The sequence below is a fragment of the Paenibacillus sp. Paensp111 genome, assembly GCF_059492195.1.
On record NZ_CP168527.1, the window covers coordinates 3,878,399 to 3,895,723 of the forward strand.

At 45.9% G+C, this 17,325-nt stretch carries 9 protein-coding genes; all 9 read right to left on the reverse strand.

The window, feature by feature from the left end; translation table 11 throughout:
• Position 1 precedes the first annotated feature (1 nt).
• On the reverse strand, positions 2–1,165 hold the full coding sequence (locus tag ACEN86_RS18285; protein WP_127198399.1) for a sensor histidine kinase: 1,164 nt from the start codon (positions 1,163–1,165) through the stop codon (positions 2–4).
• A gap of 50 nt (positions 1,166–1,215) precedes the next feature.
• A complete protein-coding gene (locus ACEN86_RS18290; RefSeq protein WP_495631912.1) occupies positions 1,216–3,918 on the reverse strand; it encodes a stalk domain-containing protein in 2,703 nt (900 codons plus the stop codon).
• Between the two features lie 412 nt (positions 3,919–4,330).
• A complete protein-coding gene (locus ACEN86_RS18295; protein ID WP_495631913.1) occupies positions 4,331–7,981 on the reverse strand; it encodes an S-layer homology domain-containing protein in 3,651 nt (1,216 codons plus the stop codon).
• 258 nt (positions 7,982–8,239) lie between these two features.
• Complete coding sequence (gene metK, locus ACEN86_RS18300; RefSeq protein ID WP_433944340.1) at positions 8,240–9,442, reverse strand: methionine adenosyltransferase; 1,203 nt, start codon at positions 9,440–9,442, stop codon at positions 8,240–8,242.
• 200 nt (positions 9,443–9,642) lie between these two features.
• The gene (locus ACEN86_RS18305) at positions 9,643–9,924 is read right to left on the reverse strand and encodes an alpha/beta-type small acid-soluble spore protein (RefSeq protein WP_495631914.1); all 282 of its coding nucleotides are present in this window, start codon (positions 9,922–9,924) and stop codon (positions 9,643–9,645) included.
• 114 nt (positions 9,925–10,038) lie between these two features.
• On the reverse strand, positions 10,039–10,578 hold the full coding sequence (locus tag ACEN86_RS18310) for a hypothetical protein (protein ID WP_495631915.1): 540 nt from the start codon (positions 10,576–10,578) through the stop codon (positions 10,039–10,041).
• 133 nt (positions 10,579–10,711) lie between these two features.
• Positions 10,712–13,372 (reverse strand): hypothetical protein, encoded by a 2,661-nt coding sequence (locus ACEN86_RS18315; RefSeq protein ID WP_495631916.1) that lies wholly within the window; start codon positions 13,370–13,372, stop codon positions 10,712–10,714.
• 335 nt (positions 13,373–13,707) lie between these two features.
• Entirely contained in the window at positions 13,708–16,461 is a 2,754-nt protein-coding gene (locus ACEN86_RS18320; RefSeq protein ID WP_495631917.1) for an Ig-like domain-containing domain, read from the reverse strand.
• A 501-nt stretch (positions 16,462–16,962) separates the two neighbouring features.
• Positions 16,963–17,304: a hypothetical protein gene (locus ACEN86_RS18325; RefSeq protein WP_495631918.1), complete on the reverse strand. Its 342-nt coding sequence runs from the start codon at positions 17,302–17,304 to the stop codon at positions 16,963–16,965.
• Positions 17,305–17,325: the final 21 nt, after the last annotated feature.

Here is a 17,325-nt window from a genome sequence, read left to right on the forward strand (position 1 = left end):
CCTATTGCTCCTTTCTCTTCTCTACGTTAGTCGGGATATGAATGATGATTTTGGTACCCTGGTTCTCGGCGGATTCAATCTCCATTCTTCCTTCCAGCAGTTCAACACGCTCGCGCATGCCGATCAGCCCGAAATGAGAATGCTCCTTGGTCTTTTGCTCCAGGGATTCCACTCGAAATCCAAGACCATTATCCTGTACCACAATTTTGATCATTTGAGCCTGGTAAGTGATCTCCACCCCAACAAACGTAGGGTAAGCATGCTTTGCCGCATTGGTGAGGGCTTCCTGCACCAACCGGAAAATGGCTGCTTCCATGGCGGAAGACAGGCGCTGCTCTTTCCCTCTGGTCTCGAAAGTTGCACGAATTTTCGATTTTTCTTCATAGTCATGAACGTATTTACGGAGAGTCGGAATCAGTCCAAGGTCGTCAAGTGCCATAGGCCGGAGATTGAAAATAACTTTGCGCATCTCTTCCAGGCTGGCACGAACCTGACCCTTCAAGTCTACTATTTCGTCCTGGACCATCTTAAATTCCTGCTTCACAAGCATCCTTTCCACAATTTCCGTCCTAAGAACTAGATTGGCGAGAAGCTGGGCAGGACCATCGTGAATTTCTCTTGAAATTCTTTTTCTTTCTTCCTCTTGAGCCAAAATGATCTTCAAGCCGATGATTTGACGGTTCTTCGCAGATTCAAGAATCCGGGTAACTTGTCCAAGCTCCCCGGACAGATACTCCAGAACAACCCCCATTTGGCTGCCGATGGTCTCGGCACGTTCTACCGACTTCTCCACATTCCTTGCCCTTTTCTGAAGCTCGTCCCTCCGAGCTTTCAGGTACATCTCTTTCTCACGATAAATCATAAGATCCAGCTGAAGCTGAGTGGCCACCTCATACGCCTGTTTGATATCCTCTTCCTTGTACCGCACAAAATCCCGGCTGACTTCAGTCAGCCGGATTCGTGAGCGGCGATAATTCAGTTCAAGCTGGTCAACCTTCTCCACCGTCTCGGCGGTCTCCTTCATGACCAGCTGCACTTCATTATTAAGCGTCTTCAGCTCCTGACGGGCTGAATCGAGAATCTCGAACATCTGATGCTTGCTGTTCTCCATCACGTTGATAGCGTTCTTTATAACGCGGTCGATCGCGTCGGCTTGAAAATCCACTTGGGCAATTCTCCATTTCTTTCTTCCGGGTATATGTCAAACCTATCATATCATGATTGGAGGGTGATCGACTTCGTTTTCTGTTCCCATTTTACAGCTATACCTAGCTGTTCGGATACCAAACGTAGTGGGACCAAGGTCCTATTATTAATCAAAATCGGGGAAACGGCAACCTGCTTTCTTTTTCCATTAATAATAATGTCTTTGCTGCCAAGGGTTAAATCCATCAAGGTTCCACCCCGAAGCACGCTAATTCGCTGACTCGAAGCATCCCAATTGGCCTGTCCTCCGAAGTAATCGAGCACATACCGAATCGGCACATAAGTGACATCGCCCTTAACGACCGGAGCCACATCCACGGTGATCTTCTTCCCGCCAGTGGAGATAGTCTTCTGACCTACCGTCATGACCACCGTCGTACTCTTCATATTTGTGCTTCCGCCGAGATCCGGTACCGAGAACCCGATATTGTCAAAAGCCACACTGCCTGTAAGCGCACGTTCGTCCTGCCCGTCAGCCAGGTTCACCACATACACCCGCTTCAGCTTGGCCGATGAACCGAGTCCTGAGGAAGTCAGGTCAATATTCAGGGTCTTCCAGCCTGTCCAGTCAACCTGCCGCGCCAAATCTACATAGACTGACTTGCCGCCAACTTCGAATTCGGCGCGTGCCCAGTTCAGGCTGGAGTCTCCCATCACATCAATCGACATCGAGGTCGGATTTGCTGGAACACTTTTGCCAGTTGTTCCGTTTAGCTGAGCATAAGCGTACTTGTTCCCTGTTCCTCCGGTCAGATCATAATCGAGCTGAAGCACTTTGGAGCCTGCATGATCCCCTGTGCCCTGTACCACCTGTGCCTTGCCTTTCGCTTCTACCGGTAGTCCTGTGAAGGCAACCGGATAAGACACGTTCTCAAAGTTCTCCCACGTCTGCTGCCCCGCCTGGCTGAGGACGATCATAGTACTAAAGCCGTCGTATCTGGCGATGGCATAACCTACCTGCGCACCCGGCTTGACCGATTGCACAGTGATCGTGCCGTTACTCGCGCTGCCGCTTACACCAATGAATTCCCATTTGAGTGCTTCAGCAGGGACTTTTACCGAGCTGCCGTTCTTCAGCTCAGCAGTTACCGAGATATCAGCCGAAGTTCCTGCTGCAAGAGGCAAAGATTGCGTGCTGGCTGTAAGGCCGTTCAAGTCCGCTCCACCCAGTACATTCACCTTCATGCTGGTCTTGGCTGATCCGCTGACTGCCGTAATCTCCGCTGTTCCAGATTTCGCTGCCTTGAAGCTCTGGCCTGTCCAGACCAGGCTGCCAGTGCTTGACTTCCAGCTTGCCTGAATCCCGGATGCATCCACCGGATTGTAATACGTATCATAGCCCTTCAGCTTGTAGGCCGCTTCCTGACCGATCAGGAGCGAGCTTGCGCCGCTAACCTTAAGGCCTTTCAAAGTGCCTTGAGGAGCCTCGCTGTATACACCCAGACCACTCGCCACCAGACGCTGGGTCGTTCCTCCATTCGAGGTCCCGAAGGTCAGACCCACCTCGGTCTCGGCGAGCGGACGATTGACCATGGTCGTTGAACCTCCACCATCAAGGTCGAGGCCTTTCCACACGCCAATGCTGGTCATGAAGCCCTGAAGCTCGCTTAGCTTCATGCCGCTGCTGTTCCCGTTCTTCTGAGCCGTAATAATATAGGCGGTATGTCCATCCTTGGAATATCCTACTGCTGTACGGGCAACCGGGCTGCTGCCGCTGATTGAAGTGGTAGAACGGGTAAAGGCTGCTGCCTTACCGTTACTTACCAGCAATGTGTGACCGCCGACCATCATCTTCTGTGCGTTCGGGTCGAGCGTATTGCCGGTTGTGACAGAGCGCAGCTGATAATTGGCATCCACTCTCTGCCCCACGGCCAAGTGTGAAGTAATATAAGCTGCTGCGGTGCCATGGGCACGCAGAATATACGCTCCCTCAGGAACCTCACCCGGAATAGCCGCACCCTGCGAGATCTGCTGTACGACATTGTTCTGAACGAGCACCTCGGTTGGCGTCGTTGAGCTGTCTTTTGGCCGGTCTGTGGACTTCCAGGCACTTGTATATATATACAGCGCGTTGACATGACTGTAGCCTTTATCCGGCTCTGTACGGTAAGCTTCCTTGTTGATCCCGGCCAGCGGGAAGGTCGTTCCGTCTTGCGCACGGATACTGCCATCAAAGGTATACTCATCAATCGTCGGCGTTCCGCTCTTACTTACCGCAAAAGCATACATCCCCTGCAGCTCAGACGGACTTGTAATCATGGTCCCATCCGAGATAGAGGCTCCCATAGGAACGCCCTGGCCGTTCACATTGAAAAAGTCGGCATTGACTCCTGCTACGGCGCCGGTCTCCTTGGCCATACCCTGTACGGATTGACGGGTAGTTACCTGTCCTCCTTTACCGGTCATGACATCCAGCTTGACATAAGGATTAGTCAGATCGACCTGAATTACGTCCGCCAGTACTTTGACGGTAGATCCCGAACGATTAACGGCATATTGATAATGGGCCAGCTTCGCGCCCGATGTAATGATCTCTTCCCCCAGCTTCACTACCGGGCTTGCTGCTGCATAAGCACTTCCAGTTGGAACCGAGAGCGGTCCCAGACTTAATACAGGCTGAATCCAGATCAGCCCGGCTAAAGTAACTATAGCTAGACGCTTTCCTCTGCTGACGACGAACCCGGCACGCTTTTCTTGATTTCTATCAGTCATAATATTTAAGCTACTCTCCCATCTTCTTCTCAAAATCTAGTCATAGTACTCTCTCATCCTATTAATAGACTTTAAAAAAGCGGAAAAGTTACGAAATATAGCGAATTTTCTCTAGTTGTATTTTCTTCCATGATTTTGTTATTTTATTGAATTAAAGGGAATTGGTAGCGGGGGAGTAGGGGATTAAGACTAATCAGATAAGGTATTTTTCTTTGACTAATCATAGGACAATGCTTCCTAGTTAACTTGTGTTCCTCACACAATTCAGTTCAACTATGTATACAGAACAAGGACGCCTAGTTATGTAAATCAACAAGGCGCCCTCAAATTAATACGTTTATTTGCATGGTTAGATAGACTACCTTTAAAAAGAGATATAAAGTCCATCTGTAGTTGAATCACGCTTTAACTTTTATAAATACCCAAGCTTAGTTAGGACCCGCTTCAGCATAACTGCGGCTTGAGCCCGTGTGGCGTTGCCTTTGGGTTCGAAGGTTGTTGTGCTTGTCCCCTGAATGATCCCCTCTTGATAAGCCTTGGCAACCAAGTCCTGGGAAGAAATCTTCTTGCTGTCTTTGAACAATCTCAGCGTCTGCGACGGTGTGGTGCCGAGGATCACGTTGTATCCCGCAGAACTCAGCGCCCGGACCATCATGATCGCCATTTGCTCCCGGGTAATCGGGCTCCCCGGCTGGAATGTACCATCCGTATTCCCAGTAATGATGCCCGCATTAGCCGCAGCATTGATATAGGCGGCTGCCGAGGAAGATGAAGATACATCACGGAACCTGCTGCCCGAAGAGATGTCAGGAGTCAGGCCAAGTCCCTTAGCTATATATACGGCGAACTCAGAGCGGGTAATGCTCTGATTGGGCTGGAAGAGATTCGGGCTGCGTCCGTCGATGATAAGCTTGCTTGCCAGTTCGTTCACTTCGTTACGTGCCCAGTGTGTGTTCAGATCGGAGAACAGCGTAAGCCCCGTAGCAGGTCCAGCAATCATGTTAGCTGGAATGGATGCCGTCAATACGGTATAGCTGCCTAATCTAGATGCCTTAGAAGGCATGAAGGAACCAGTTCGTGCAGCAGCATCAAATTTCAGCATCGCTGTCTGAGCGGTCGGCGCACTTTTGCTTGTACGGACCATCAGTTTGCCGTTAAGGGTTAGCGCCTGAGCTACGGTTGGAGATACCACACTGACATAGACATCAACCGGATCCTCAACTGCCACGTAGGATACCCCGGCTCCCGTACTGACGGATTGCCCCATGAGTGAGGTTTTTGCTATCCGTTCAAGCTGTACGGTTAAATAAGTCGAAGAAAGTGTCGATCCGCCTGTTAGCCGAGATATATCGACAAATGATATTTTAGCGAGCGGCACTTCATAGATAACATCCCCATATCGGACCACAAAAGAGGGATTCCCACCGCGGGTATAAGCCTCTAACAGCGGCTGCAGCGGAATAGCTACCTTTGCCGCTCTCTCAGTTGAAGGCACTTCAAAAGCCAACGTACGCTCGAGACTTGACCCTGCCAGATAAGTATAAGCTTCTGACACTTTGCTGTTATCCAGGGTGTACTTGGAAATATCCTGTCCCGTACGAGAGCGGTCACTCGACTTCACCGCCGTACTTGAATTCATCACGAAGGCAGCTCTCCCGAACTCGCTGGACTGAAGCAGGGATAGGTACAAAGGCAGGCCGTTGTTAGCAGCGGCTGAATCTGATAGGTTTTGCAGAGCCATACGACTGAAGCTGGCAATCAACGTGTTGGAGCTGTCATAAATCAAGGTGCTGCCTTGGGCGTAAGACAGATCTACAACCTGCCCAGCCGTAACAGGTGAACTTAGCTTAATCGTGAGTGTACTGCCATCGAGCACGGCGGAGAGAATGCCCTTGGAAAGCTGATCCGCCATCACATAGAACTGGCTGGTTGGAATTAAGGTCGAACTGGATCTTAGAGAACTGTTATATACAACCGTAACTGTATCCCCTTTAATGGTAGCAGAGCGAATACCTTGTCCAGTTGAAGAACTATAATAGTTTACGCGTTCCTGATTAAGGTACCCCGCCAAGTTCCCGTTCAGGTCGCTAATTCCGTCCGCAGAAGGAACATAAGAGACCGTCACATTTTGCGTTACGGTAAATGAGGAAGCCAAGGTCAAGGTAACCTGATTGGCGCTAACCGCTATGGCAGTAACATAGACCGGCGTATTATTTACGAGAACCGAATACTGGCTTTTCATAGGTATCGCATTAGGCTTAAGCGCCTCATTATAAGTTAGAACAAGCGTGTTGCCAGTTCCCTCAGCCTTTGTAAATACAGGCGGCTTACTATCGTTGATATTCCGCACAAACAAATTACTGAATGCCGAAATTTTCTGACCTCTATAGTCCTGAATTGGATACGAACCCGGTGAATAGGATACCCTTACTACTTCTCCACTTCCTATCGGGCTGGATAAATTAAGATAGATTCGGTTACCGCTTTGTGAAATACTGCTAATCCCCCGGTAGGATCCATCCGAGCTGACTGAGAACTGGCTTGCGGCATAAATGGATACATTATTCAGGTTGTCACGGAATGCTAGAACAACCGTGCTGCCACTAGCGTACCCTTCCTCTGTCTGGGGCAGCGAGGAGTCCACCGCGTTCGCTACCTCACGTAGAGCGAAGGCGGCAGCTGCATTTTGATAGACGTCCTGAATAGGACTTACTGCACTGCCCGAGTAGCTGATGCGAATATTTTGACCGAGCGAGACTCCTGTCTCCAAGACCACATGGACCGAATCCCCGGCCACATACGCACTTGAGATACGACGCGACTCCCCATTTACGTATATCTGGAAACTTGAGGGCTGAAGACTCACCGTAGAATCCAGCGTCTTGTTATACTGCAAGCGAATCGTTGTACTATTAAACAATTGAGTGCTCTGCAGAACCGGAACTGTTGTGTCCTGTGCACCCGTAGTGAAGCCCCAGCTATAGTCCGCACTGCTTGGGTATGGATTCTTGTCACTATCCGTAAAAGCACCTACCGGTACCGTTACGGTATAACTTACTCCTGGTAACAAGGAAGTCTGGGGGGTGACCGTAATCGTATTGGTACCTCCGCCTGTTACATTGGATGAAGTCAGAGCTATACTCTGCGCCGTTTGACCAGAAGGCTTAATACTGATTGAACCATGATCCGGATAGACCGGACGGCTGAAGGTCAATTTAAGACTGCTGCTAGCCGCTACATTGGATGTAAGATTGGCTGGACTTACGGAGACCAGTTGTACCGCCGTACCCCGCACATTGAATACCCACCCCTGAGCACTTGTAATCCCGGCAAAAGCCTGATCATCGTCGTCTACGAACGCACCTGGATCAATTAGGACGTAATAGCGTTCTCCTTGGGTTAGTCCCGTTACGGAGAAAGTGGCGGTGTTTCCACCGCTTAGGACAAGCTCAGTTGAAGTGACAGGCAGAGACAACGACGTTGTGTTGTCTGAAGCCTTTTTCACCAGAATATTGCCGCTCTTTCCTTTGATAACCGGCTTGCTGAAAGTGACACTAAGTGTCTGGGAAGCCCCGTTCACAATAGCATTATTAACCGGCGAAAATGTAGTAGCCGTCGGCGGCACACTGCCGCTGGTCAGTGTCTTGAAGGTATACGAGTAGGCCGCTGAAGTATTTCCTGCTTCGTCCACAAAGGTACCTCCGGACAGACTCACCCTATAGTAGCTGCCAGGTGCGTACGTAATACTCGAAGTATCGATATTTCGAATCATGCTATAAGCATCTACCACACTTGGCGTCACTGGAATCGTTCCGACAACTGTTGATGTCCCGGCTGGGTCCTTGGTTACGGTGATCGTACCCGTCCCTGCCTTCACCTTCCTGTCGAACTGCACCTGCAGGCCCACCTTCGCCGGATCGATCCCCTTCGACCCGTTAACCGGTGTGGTCACCGAAGGAACAAGCGTCGGATCCTGCTGAATTGGCGCCGCAGCTGCAGCCACAGATACTACCATATTCAGCCCCATCATCAGCACCAACCATAAAGCTATTCTTCTCCTCACTCTAGCAACTTCTCCCTTCAAGGCCATCTTATATATTTGAAATATGTAATAATCCGCTCACGACCCTATGAACAGTCGTATATCTATTTTCGGCTAAAAGGCGCTTTAACTTTAGTTTCCTACAAAATTATCCAAAGAAAGAGAATGCATCCCGAGAGCGGTCCTTCTAAGTTCGTTCTATTTATAACAAAAAAAACGGGCATCCTCCACATCGCGGAGAATACCCGTCTTAACTTAAATGGTGTAATTGGCCTTGTCTTACAGACCCGCTTGCTCTTTGAGGAGCTCAGCCTTGTCCACACGTTCCCAAGGAAGATCCACATCCGTACGGCCGAAGTGACCGTAGGCTGCAGTCTGATGGTAGATTGGACGACGAAGGTCAAGCATACGGATGATTCCGGCAGGACGAAGGTCGAAGTTATTGCTTACGAGTTCGACAAGCTTCTCTTCGGACACTTTGCCTGTTCCGTATGTATCGACATTAATCGATACTGGTGTAGCTACCCCGATCGCGTAAGCGAGCTGAATTTCTACTTTGTCAGCAAGACCTGCGGCAACAAGGTTCTTCGCTACATAACGAGCTGCATAGGCTGCGGAACGGTCTACTTTTGTAGGATCCTTACCGGAGAATGCACCACCGCCATGACGAGCATAACCGCCATAAGTATCTACAATGATCTTACGTCCAGTCAGACCGGCATCCCCTTGAGGTCCACCGATAACGAAACGGCCTGTTGGGTTGATGAAATATTTAGTATCTGCATCCAGCAGTTCAGCTGGAACTACAGGAAGGATAACTTTTTCTTTGATGTCAGCTTGGATCTGCTCCAAAGTTGCTTCTTCAGCATGCTGTGTGGATACAACGATCGTATCAACGCGGGTCGGCTTGCCGTCCACATACTCAATCGTAACTTGAGTCTTACCGTCTGGACGAAGGTAGTCCAGTGTGCCGTCTTTACGTACTTCGGAGAGACGACGAGCGATACGGTGGGACAGAGCAATAGGAAGAGGCATAAGTTCAGGTGTCTCGTTCGTAGCAAAACCGAACATCAGACCTTGGTCCCCTGCACCAATATCAGCCGTTTCCTTATCCACTTGGGCAGGATCGCGGTTCTCCAGTGCCGCATTCACGCCTTGGGCGATATCCGCGGACTGTTCATTTAGTGACGTCAGCACTGCACAGGTATTATAGTCAAAACCGTACTTCGCACGGGTATAACCAATATCCTTGACGGTCTTACGTACGATAGACGGGATGTCTACGTATTCGGAACTCGTACTAATCTCACCAATTACAAGCACCAAGCCCGTAGCAACGGACACTTCGCAAGCAACGCGAGCATTAGGGTCATTAGCCAGAAATGCGTCAAGTACCGCATCAGAGATCTGGTCACAAATCTTGTCCGGGTGTCCTTCGGTAACGGACTCGGAAGTAAACAAATGTCGCCCTTTAATGGACATGAATTCTCAACCTCCCATATGGATAGTATGGCAATCGCCAACCGATCCTACACAAAAAATGAACCTTTTCCGCTCGGAAAAGGTTGAAGTACAAGCCTCAAAAGTCATATTAACGTATTTGTACCCCCCTGTCAATCAAGGGACCAGGCTTATTATTCCTTATTTCCGATTAATAATTGCAATGAATTTGAATACATTCTTTATAATGTAAAATGCCGCTCTGCATGCGCCACCAAACGCTTCGTAATCTCCCCGCCCACGGAGCCATTCTCACGCGAGGTCAAGTGACCCCAGCTGCTTGTCGTATGGCCATTTCCCATGCTTCCAAGCTCCCCGGCAAATTCAGTATCTGCCGAACCCATAGATCCTGCACCATAGCCGACCGGCAGACCGAACTCGGCTGCGATCTCATACTTCATTTGCTTTAAGGCTTCACGACTTTGCGGAACGATTTGACGATTTCTGCTGCTGCTGCTTGCCATTAGAATACACCTCCTGAGTAAATTGTATACAGGATTAGTATCTCTGCTTTGCGGACTTGTAGCCGTACGAATGTTTGTTATTAGAAGCAATTAATGGCGCTGCTGGTTAACAGGCTATTTTATGACATAACCGCCTCTGACCATGACAGTAAGACTCATCTTCTGTCCGTCTGCTACCTGAATACCCCGGCCTTCCCTTGGAAAAGATAACAGATGATTACTTACAGCTGGTTCTCCATTCGCAACATCCTTACCGTCTGTCAGATCTGCCACACCGTTAGCATCCGCGCTATAGATAATCGCTTTGCCTGCACGTACGATGAATTCTGCTCCGGCTTTCGCAATCAGAGTCTGTCCCGGCTTTAGTGTAACAACTTCAATGCCATCACTAGCAGCAGATCCTCCTGTCGAAGATCCTGTTCCGCTTCCGGTGCCTGGTGTTGGTGCAGTTGTCGTGGAACCGCTGCCGGCTGATCCACTTAGTGCCTTTTGAATCTGTTGATCCACATAACTCTTCGTTACTACCGGATCATCTGCGGTACCTGGCTGGTTGGTTACTCCAGCTCCTTCCGCCTGAAGGTTGAGCAGTGAGCCTGCCAATAATCCGCCACCAATTAAAACGGCTGCCGCCGTGATTTTCCATGTTCTTTTCATGAGCTGCCTCCTGCCATTTTGGAAGTTCTATTCCAACTCTTTTATTTCATACCATATCTCTACTAATGATAGAGGTTTTGCTAGGGAGAGACAAGCAAAATCCCCCAAGTGGGGGATCTTAGCACTCTATGCATCAGTTCTTCTTTGGCTCCTCCAGTGGAGGAAGCTGAGTTGTGTTATAAATGAATGACTGGCTTCCAAGTTTAATCTTTTGATCCTGGAACTCATCAAACACGCTTAATGTAAATGAGCCATACCTCATTTTGTCATAAATCCAATCATCAATACTGAAACTCAACGAACCATTTGAGCCTACTTTTAAATCTGTTACTGGCGAAACTTCTTTCTCAAATGTCCGTCCGCTGGAGTCTGTCAGTTCTAATAAAAACTTATGCCCTAAATCTCCGACATTGTAATCCATTGATTTATTAAGATAATAGTCCAGATTTACTCGCACAGTACTCGAACCATTCAAGAACGCATCAACTTTATAAATATTTAAGGTGTAGGGGAATAGAATAATATTATTAAGTAAAGTCTTAATACTGTTTGTCTGATCAAGATTAATCTCTAACGCGTTGACATTAATATATCCAGAAGGTTCTCCCTTAAGTGGTGTTAGTTTGTTATCTGTAATTCCTTCACCCAGAACTAACTTCAAGTCAGATAGATTTATAGTACTCGGAATTTTACTCCATACAGCAATTATACCCTTTTCTTTGGGGCCTGATGGACTATCTGATTGAATAGCCTTCGCTCCATAGGTTTGTCCATTAGGAGTCTTATAGTAACCCACCATCTGAGATAGATCAATTTGATGATCTTCTAGATTTTTAATTTCAATTTCAGAGTAGATAATGTTTGAAGTTGAACCCGGATATACCAGGGTACGTATAAGCTTCACCTCTTCTGAACGGCCTTTAGTTACTAATTGATAAGATGTATTTTTCTTGATCGTGTTTATCTCCGGAAGGCTGCCTAAATTCGTAAATTGGAACCACGGCGAAGTCGCCGCTGATGCAGTATCTCCCGATTTTTCGAGAAGAGTAATCTGTAATTGGGAAAAGTCTAGATCTGTTGGAATCTTGGAGACCACATAGAGATCTGTAGACTTACTTGTTCCTATTAAATTAACACCCAGTGTATTCACTAACTTCGTCTCAGAGTTGAGTTTCGCTGAGTCAATCGTGAACTGTCCGAGCAATTCTGGTAGAACTACCGTCTTGTTACTCTTATTACTTACAGTAATTTTTGCTGAAATTAAGTCTCCCTCACTCCAAGGCACACGCTGTACATTAGACAGTGTCAGACCAACAAGGCCTGTGTTAGTTTGAAGTAACTGTTCTACTCCTGTAGTGTTCTGCATCTGTGTTGCTTCGGGAAGAGCAAAGATACCTACAGGATAAGTAAATATACTATCCTTACCGGGGGCGGATCCATCTTTCCCAGTTGAATCTTTTGTTGCCTCTACATTGGAATCAGGGATATTAACAAACAACTGCATTTTTTCATCCACCATTGATGTTGGAACCGAGATATTTAATCTAATATTTCTTTCCTCTTCGGGTTTGAGTACTAAAGTATCCATTCCTTGAACTGAGATGGGGAGCTTATAACCACTAGACGTCTGCAAAATAAAATCATATTTAGGAACAGTCACAGTAGTGTTCCCTATGTTACGTACTGAGAATTGAATCGCCAAATCACTAGTATTGAAGCTCTGATTGATCCATACTCCCTTTACACTTGCTCCAAGCTTACCAGATGGAAGTGCAATTACCTTCTCTTTATATGGTTCCACCTTAATAGATTGATTCTTTGCTTGAGGTAACTGTAAAGTTGCAAGCGGTAGACTTAATTTCGTTGTCTCATCATCTTGGATAATTTGAAGCTCCAGATTTTTAAGAGGAATGCTTTTAGGGATAGCAGCCATAAGATTTAATTTCTTCGTATCCTGGGGCTGAATTCGATAATCTGTCCCCAAAGAATCGGCGGTTAATGGGTAACTGGAACCCCCGGATGTCTTAATTACCATCTTTACCTTGGGGTCCTCAAATAATTTATATCCAATATTCTGCAGATCCACATTCACACCCACATAATTATAATCGCCTGATAAATAGCTTGTGACTTGGCCTACCTTCATCTTCACTGGTGCCTCATTAATTCGAAAGGTTTTAGACTGACCAGCTGGTGTGGATATCAGATAGGATGAGGGTATCTTAAATGCACCTAGGCTGCTTTCATAGTTTGGTTGGCTGAAATCCCACTTCACAATTTGGAAAGCAAGGTCACTGATTTTAACGTTCCGCCCTACTTTAACGATATAGGTCAAGGTTGTTGTAGATCCTGGAGCAACGCTCTTCTTATTGCTATCGGAAGACTTAAGTGTCGCACTATATACGGAGCCGCCAGTCGAACGAACTCGGGTCCAGTAATCCGTCAGATCCAAACTTTTGGAGTTTCCATTGTTAAAGCTGAGAGTATAAGTAACAATACTTCCTTCATCTTGCGCCAGCAGGTTCACTTCAGACAGACGCACCGAACTGCTGCCACTTAGCTTAATCGCTGGCAAAGCATTAATGGTATGAACGACAGGAGCAGCCTTTTTAACTGCAGGCTTGGCTGTTGTCTTCTTTTGGGCAGCTATAGATGAAGGATAGTTAGAGGTTAAGGTGGCAAAAGAAGATGCGGTCGGTGTAATGGATGAGGCTTCAACCAGAGATCCAGTGGCCAAGCTACCTATGATTAAACTTAAGCCTAGGACAGTGGATGTATATGTAATTCTTTTCAAATCATCTTCCTCCTATGGGGATTTTAGGTTTATAACATATAGACGTTTTAAAATGGATAAAGTTTCTATTATTGGACTTTTTGACTTTGTTCCTGTATTAAACCTCTTTGTATTTGATAGGTAATAATTAATTTTGAATTACTGTTTGCGTTACAAAAAAGAACCTGATTTCTCAGGTCCTTTTTTATATAAAATCTTCTATTAGCTGATATCCAGTGTGTATCTAACAATTTCTAAGAAACATCTCAGTTACTGTCACTCATATTAATGTCTTTTATCATACTCATGACAATAAAAAAAGAGCCCGATTGCTACGGGCTCCTTTTCTTTAAAGATTAGTTAGCTGTTGCATAGTTTACTACAGTTACGCCTGTAGTGTTAGCAGTAAGAGTGTTAGCAGCTTTGTCTTTAGTAACTGTTGGAGAGTTAGAAGTAACAAGCTTGATTGCAGTACCTGCAGTGATAGCAGTAGAGATATCAGCTGCTTGTGTGCTTACTGTAAGAATCACTTTTGAATCCACAGTATCAATCGAAGCATTATCAAAGGCTACTTGTGTGTTTCCGATTTGCAATGCAAATTCGTCTTTGTCTACTGCAGAAAGTCCTTCGCTCAATTGAACTGTAACTTTGTAAGTGTTAGCTGCAGAACCATTTTGCAGGTAAGCAGCAGAGATCGTAGGTTGTGTTTTGTCGGCAACTGTAATTTGAGCGCTAGTGTAAGGGATAGTTGCACCAGCTTCTGTTTGCACATTAGAAGCAGTTACAACCAGATCGCCACCATTTTTAAGAACGGATGGAAGATCAGCAGCAGCTACACCAGTAAAGTCCAGAGTGACAGAGTCACCAATGTTATTACTTACAGTAGTAGCATTGACTTTAGTGATTACAGTTCCTGCTGGCAGTGCAGCGCCATTCAGCGTGTAATTAGCTTTGTTATCGGCAGCACCTGCTTTGAAGTTACCAGTTGCATTGTCGATCCCGAATACTACATCTGCTTGGTTGAAGTTAATAGTAACTTTGCGTCCTGTATCAGAGTTAACTCCAGTTGTAACGATAGATGCAGCTACAGCAGGAGCAGAAACTCCATTGTAAGTGAATTTAAGCGCCTGGGCGTCGTTCGTGTTACCGGAAGTATCAGTTACAGTACCTACAACAAGAGCCAGGTTGTAAGTGTCATTGCTAGGCAATACATCAGTAGTCAAGATAACTTTGTCATCTGTAGCAGAAGTGTTAGCAGACAGTACATTAACTTTAGTACCGTTAGACTTTGTAAGAATAAAGTCAGAACCGTCGAGGTCGATACCAGTTACTCTCTCAGAGAATGTAACTTCAAGCTTGTTGTTTGTACCAGGCAGCAAACGAACAGCTGTAATCGCAGGCTTAACTGTTTCTTTTGCAAGAGTTACAGTATTAGTTGCTGTAGATACAGCGTTACCTGCCAAGTCTGTCAAGTTAGCAACAGTGACTTTAACATCAGCTGAACTCTTGTCAGAAGTGATTGGAGATGTGAACAAAGTTACACGGAAAGTCTTTTTGTCGCTTTGACGAACTGCAAGACCATTTTGGGAAAGAATGTTATCATTGCTGTCTTTCACGATGATGGCATCAGCTGGAACGGAATTTGCCATTTCTTCGCTGAATACAACATCGAATTGCTTAGGATTTACACCTTTCAAAGTGTAAGTAGGCTTCACGTCATCACGTGAAATCAATACGTCGAATTTAGTTGGATTAGCTGCATAGTTACCAGCAAGGTCTCTCAATCCATTAACAGTTACGGAGTAAGATTTGCCTACTTCCAAAGCGTCAGCAGAAGCTGGAAGAGTGATAGTGAAGGTTTTGTTATCAGTTGAAGTTGCAGAAGCTACTACGTCTCCAACTTTCACCATATCAAGGTTCACATACTCATTGAAAGTAGCTGTGAATGTTCTTGTAGTAGTGTCCTTTGTTACGGCTTTGAAGCTTTCGAACGCTGGAGCTACTTTATCAACAGCTTGAACTGTTGTGGAGTAAGGATTGATCGGAGTAAGATCCGCTTCTCTCACACCAGATACGATAACGCTGTAATAGTTGTTCTGAGTCAGCGGGGAATTTGCAGTAATAGTTACAGTCTTACCATCTGCACTAAGGGTAGCAGCTGCAGTTGGAACGGCAGAAGATCCACCTACTGGAGTTACAGAAGTATTGATGTTATCAATGTTAACTGGTTTGTTATAAGTAACTGTGATATCTCTCAGGTTGTTGACTGTAACACTTTCAACTTTACCAGCAACGTTCACATAAGTAACAGTGTACTTGTAGTCTTTGCCGTTGTGAGGAACAGTGATTTCAGTAGCTTTACCTTCTACAAGCGGAGTTGACAATGTTACCTTCTCAACTGCGTTGTCAGAGAAAGTTACTTCAACGTGAGTTGGGTCAACAACTTTAGCGGAAGTTACAGTGATGTTAACTTTTTGGTCGATTGCATAAGCTGCTACAACCACTTGGGAGCGAGTTGCTGCCGCTTGGAAGTTAGTGGACTTGTCAAGAAGGCCAGCGTTGATTGCTGCTTGGACATAACCTTTAGCCCATGCAGATGCACCGTTGTCAATGCCAGTAGTAGGAACTTCAAGTTTCATTGCACGAACCAAGACAGTTGCCAATTCTTCAGCTGTAACGTTGCCGTTAAAGTCGAAGATTTTCTTAGCAGTGTCTTTACCTTGCATGATACCTGCAGCGGATACAGCTTCGATGTAAGAAGCAGCCCAGTTCTTAGCGTTGTAGTTCTTATCTTTGTAAGAGAATACGCCAGTAACTTCTTTAAGACCAAGAGTCTTAACAATTACTTTAGCAAGCTCTGCACGAGTGATAGTCTTCTCAAGGTGAGCAGATCCATCTGGATAACCGTTAAGGATACCTTTAGTTTTCAAAGCATCAAATTGTTGCTGTGCTGTAAGGGATTCAGCACCGAATGCTACAGATGCAAACATGGAGAATGCCATTGCTGTAGAGAGTGCTACGGATAAAATTTTCTTCATAACCTTTTTGTCTCCTCCTTGAATATCTTTCATATAAGAGTTTTCTTTAAATGTATAGCTCGTGTTACTCATTAGCCGATACACCCCCTTTCCCGAGTTGAGCGAATTACTATAAATTATGTCTGTGAACGGTGCCACAGAAACTTGTAAACTTTGGTACATGTAGAAATAGAGTAGTTACCTAATCCTACCTTGACATTATACAATGGGTCCCTAGAGGCGTAAAGATAATTTTTCTAGTAAATAGACAACTTTCCCTATGAGGAACATACTGGATTGTCTAAATTGGTCACCGTTGTTCATGTTCTACATCTTAAACGCAGCTAATCTCAAAAAGTTGCGGGTTGCGAAAAAAAAATAAAGTAATGTTAACACTTAGTATTCGCATCCTAAAATTCAACTTTCTTACAGCAATGGGGCTTTACGGGATTTAGTATAACATCCCTTTTAATGTCAGTCATTAAGCATCTTTTTCCAATACAATACCCCAATATTACCCACCCCAAACACAAAAAAAGAGACATCCATACGTGGATGTCTCCCTACTATATATAGTACAAAAAAGTTCAATTATTACCTTACTTTCATAGCTAATTCAATAATACGGGCACGCATCTGCGGATCGGAATTCAAATTAGCATACATATTCTCGATCGGCTGCTTGTTATCTTTGTAAGACTTCTCGTGCTTCATCGTCACATGTGACCAGTCAATTAGAGCATTCTCGGCAACGGTGAGCTCGTTGAATGCATCATGAAAGCCTGTCTCTACTACAAGCCCTTCCATAACCTCTTGCGTAACCTCTTGCAGCTTCTGAGTCTCTTCGATTTTCTTCTCCAAAACTTTCGCTCTATCCTCAAATTTCGTCTTTGCTTTCATATAATCCAGTTGAGCCTTCGATAATAACGGTTTCATGTGCATATTCACCCTTTTGCA

Bases quoted from the DNA above. Each gene is read 5' to 3' on its own strand.
- ACEN86_RS18290 (WP_495631912.1), bottom strand. From the start codon at position 3,918: ATGACTGATAGAAATCAAGAAAAGCGTGCCGGGTTCGTCGTCAGCAGA.
- metK (WP_433944340.1), bottom strand. From the start codon at position 9,442: ATGTCCATTAAAGGGCGACATTTGTTTACTTCCGAGTCCGTTACCGAA.
- ACEN86_RS18305 (WP_495631914.1), bottom strand. From the start codon at position 9,924: ATGGCAAGCAGCAGCAGCAGAAATCGTCAAATCGTTCCGCAAAGTCGT.
- ACEN86_RS18310 (WP_495631915.1), bottom strand. From the start codon at position 10,578: ATGAAAAGAACATGGAAAATCACGGCGGCAGCCGTTTTAATTGGTGGC.
- ACEN86_RS18320 (WP_495631917.1), bottom strand. From the start codon at position 16,461: ATGAGTAACACGAGCTATACATTTAAAGAAAACTCTTATATGAAAGAT.
- ACEN86_RS18325 (WP_495631918.1), bottom strand. From the start codon at position 17,304: ATGAAACCGTTATTATCGAAGGCTCAACTGGATTATATGAAAGCAAAG.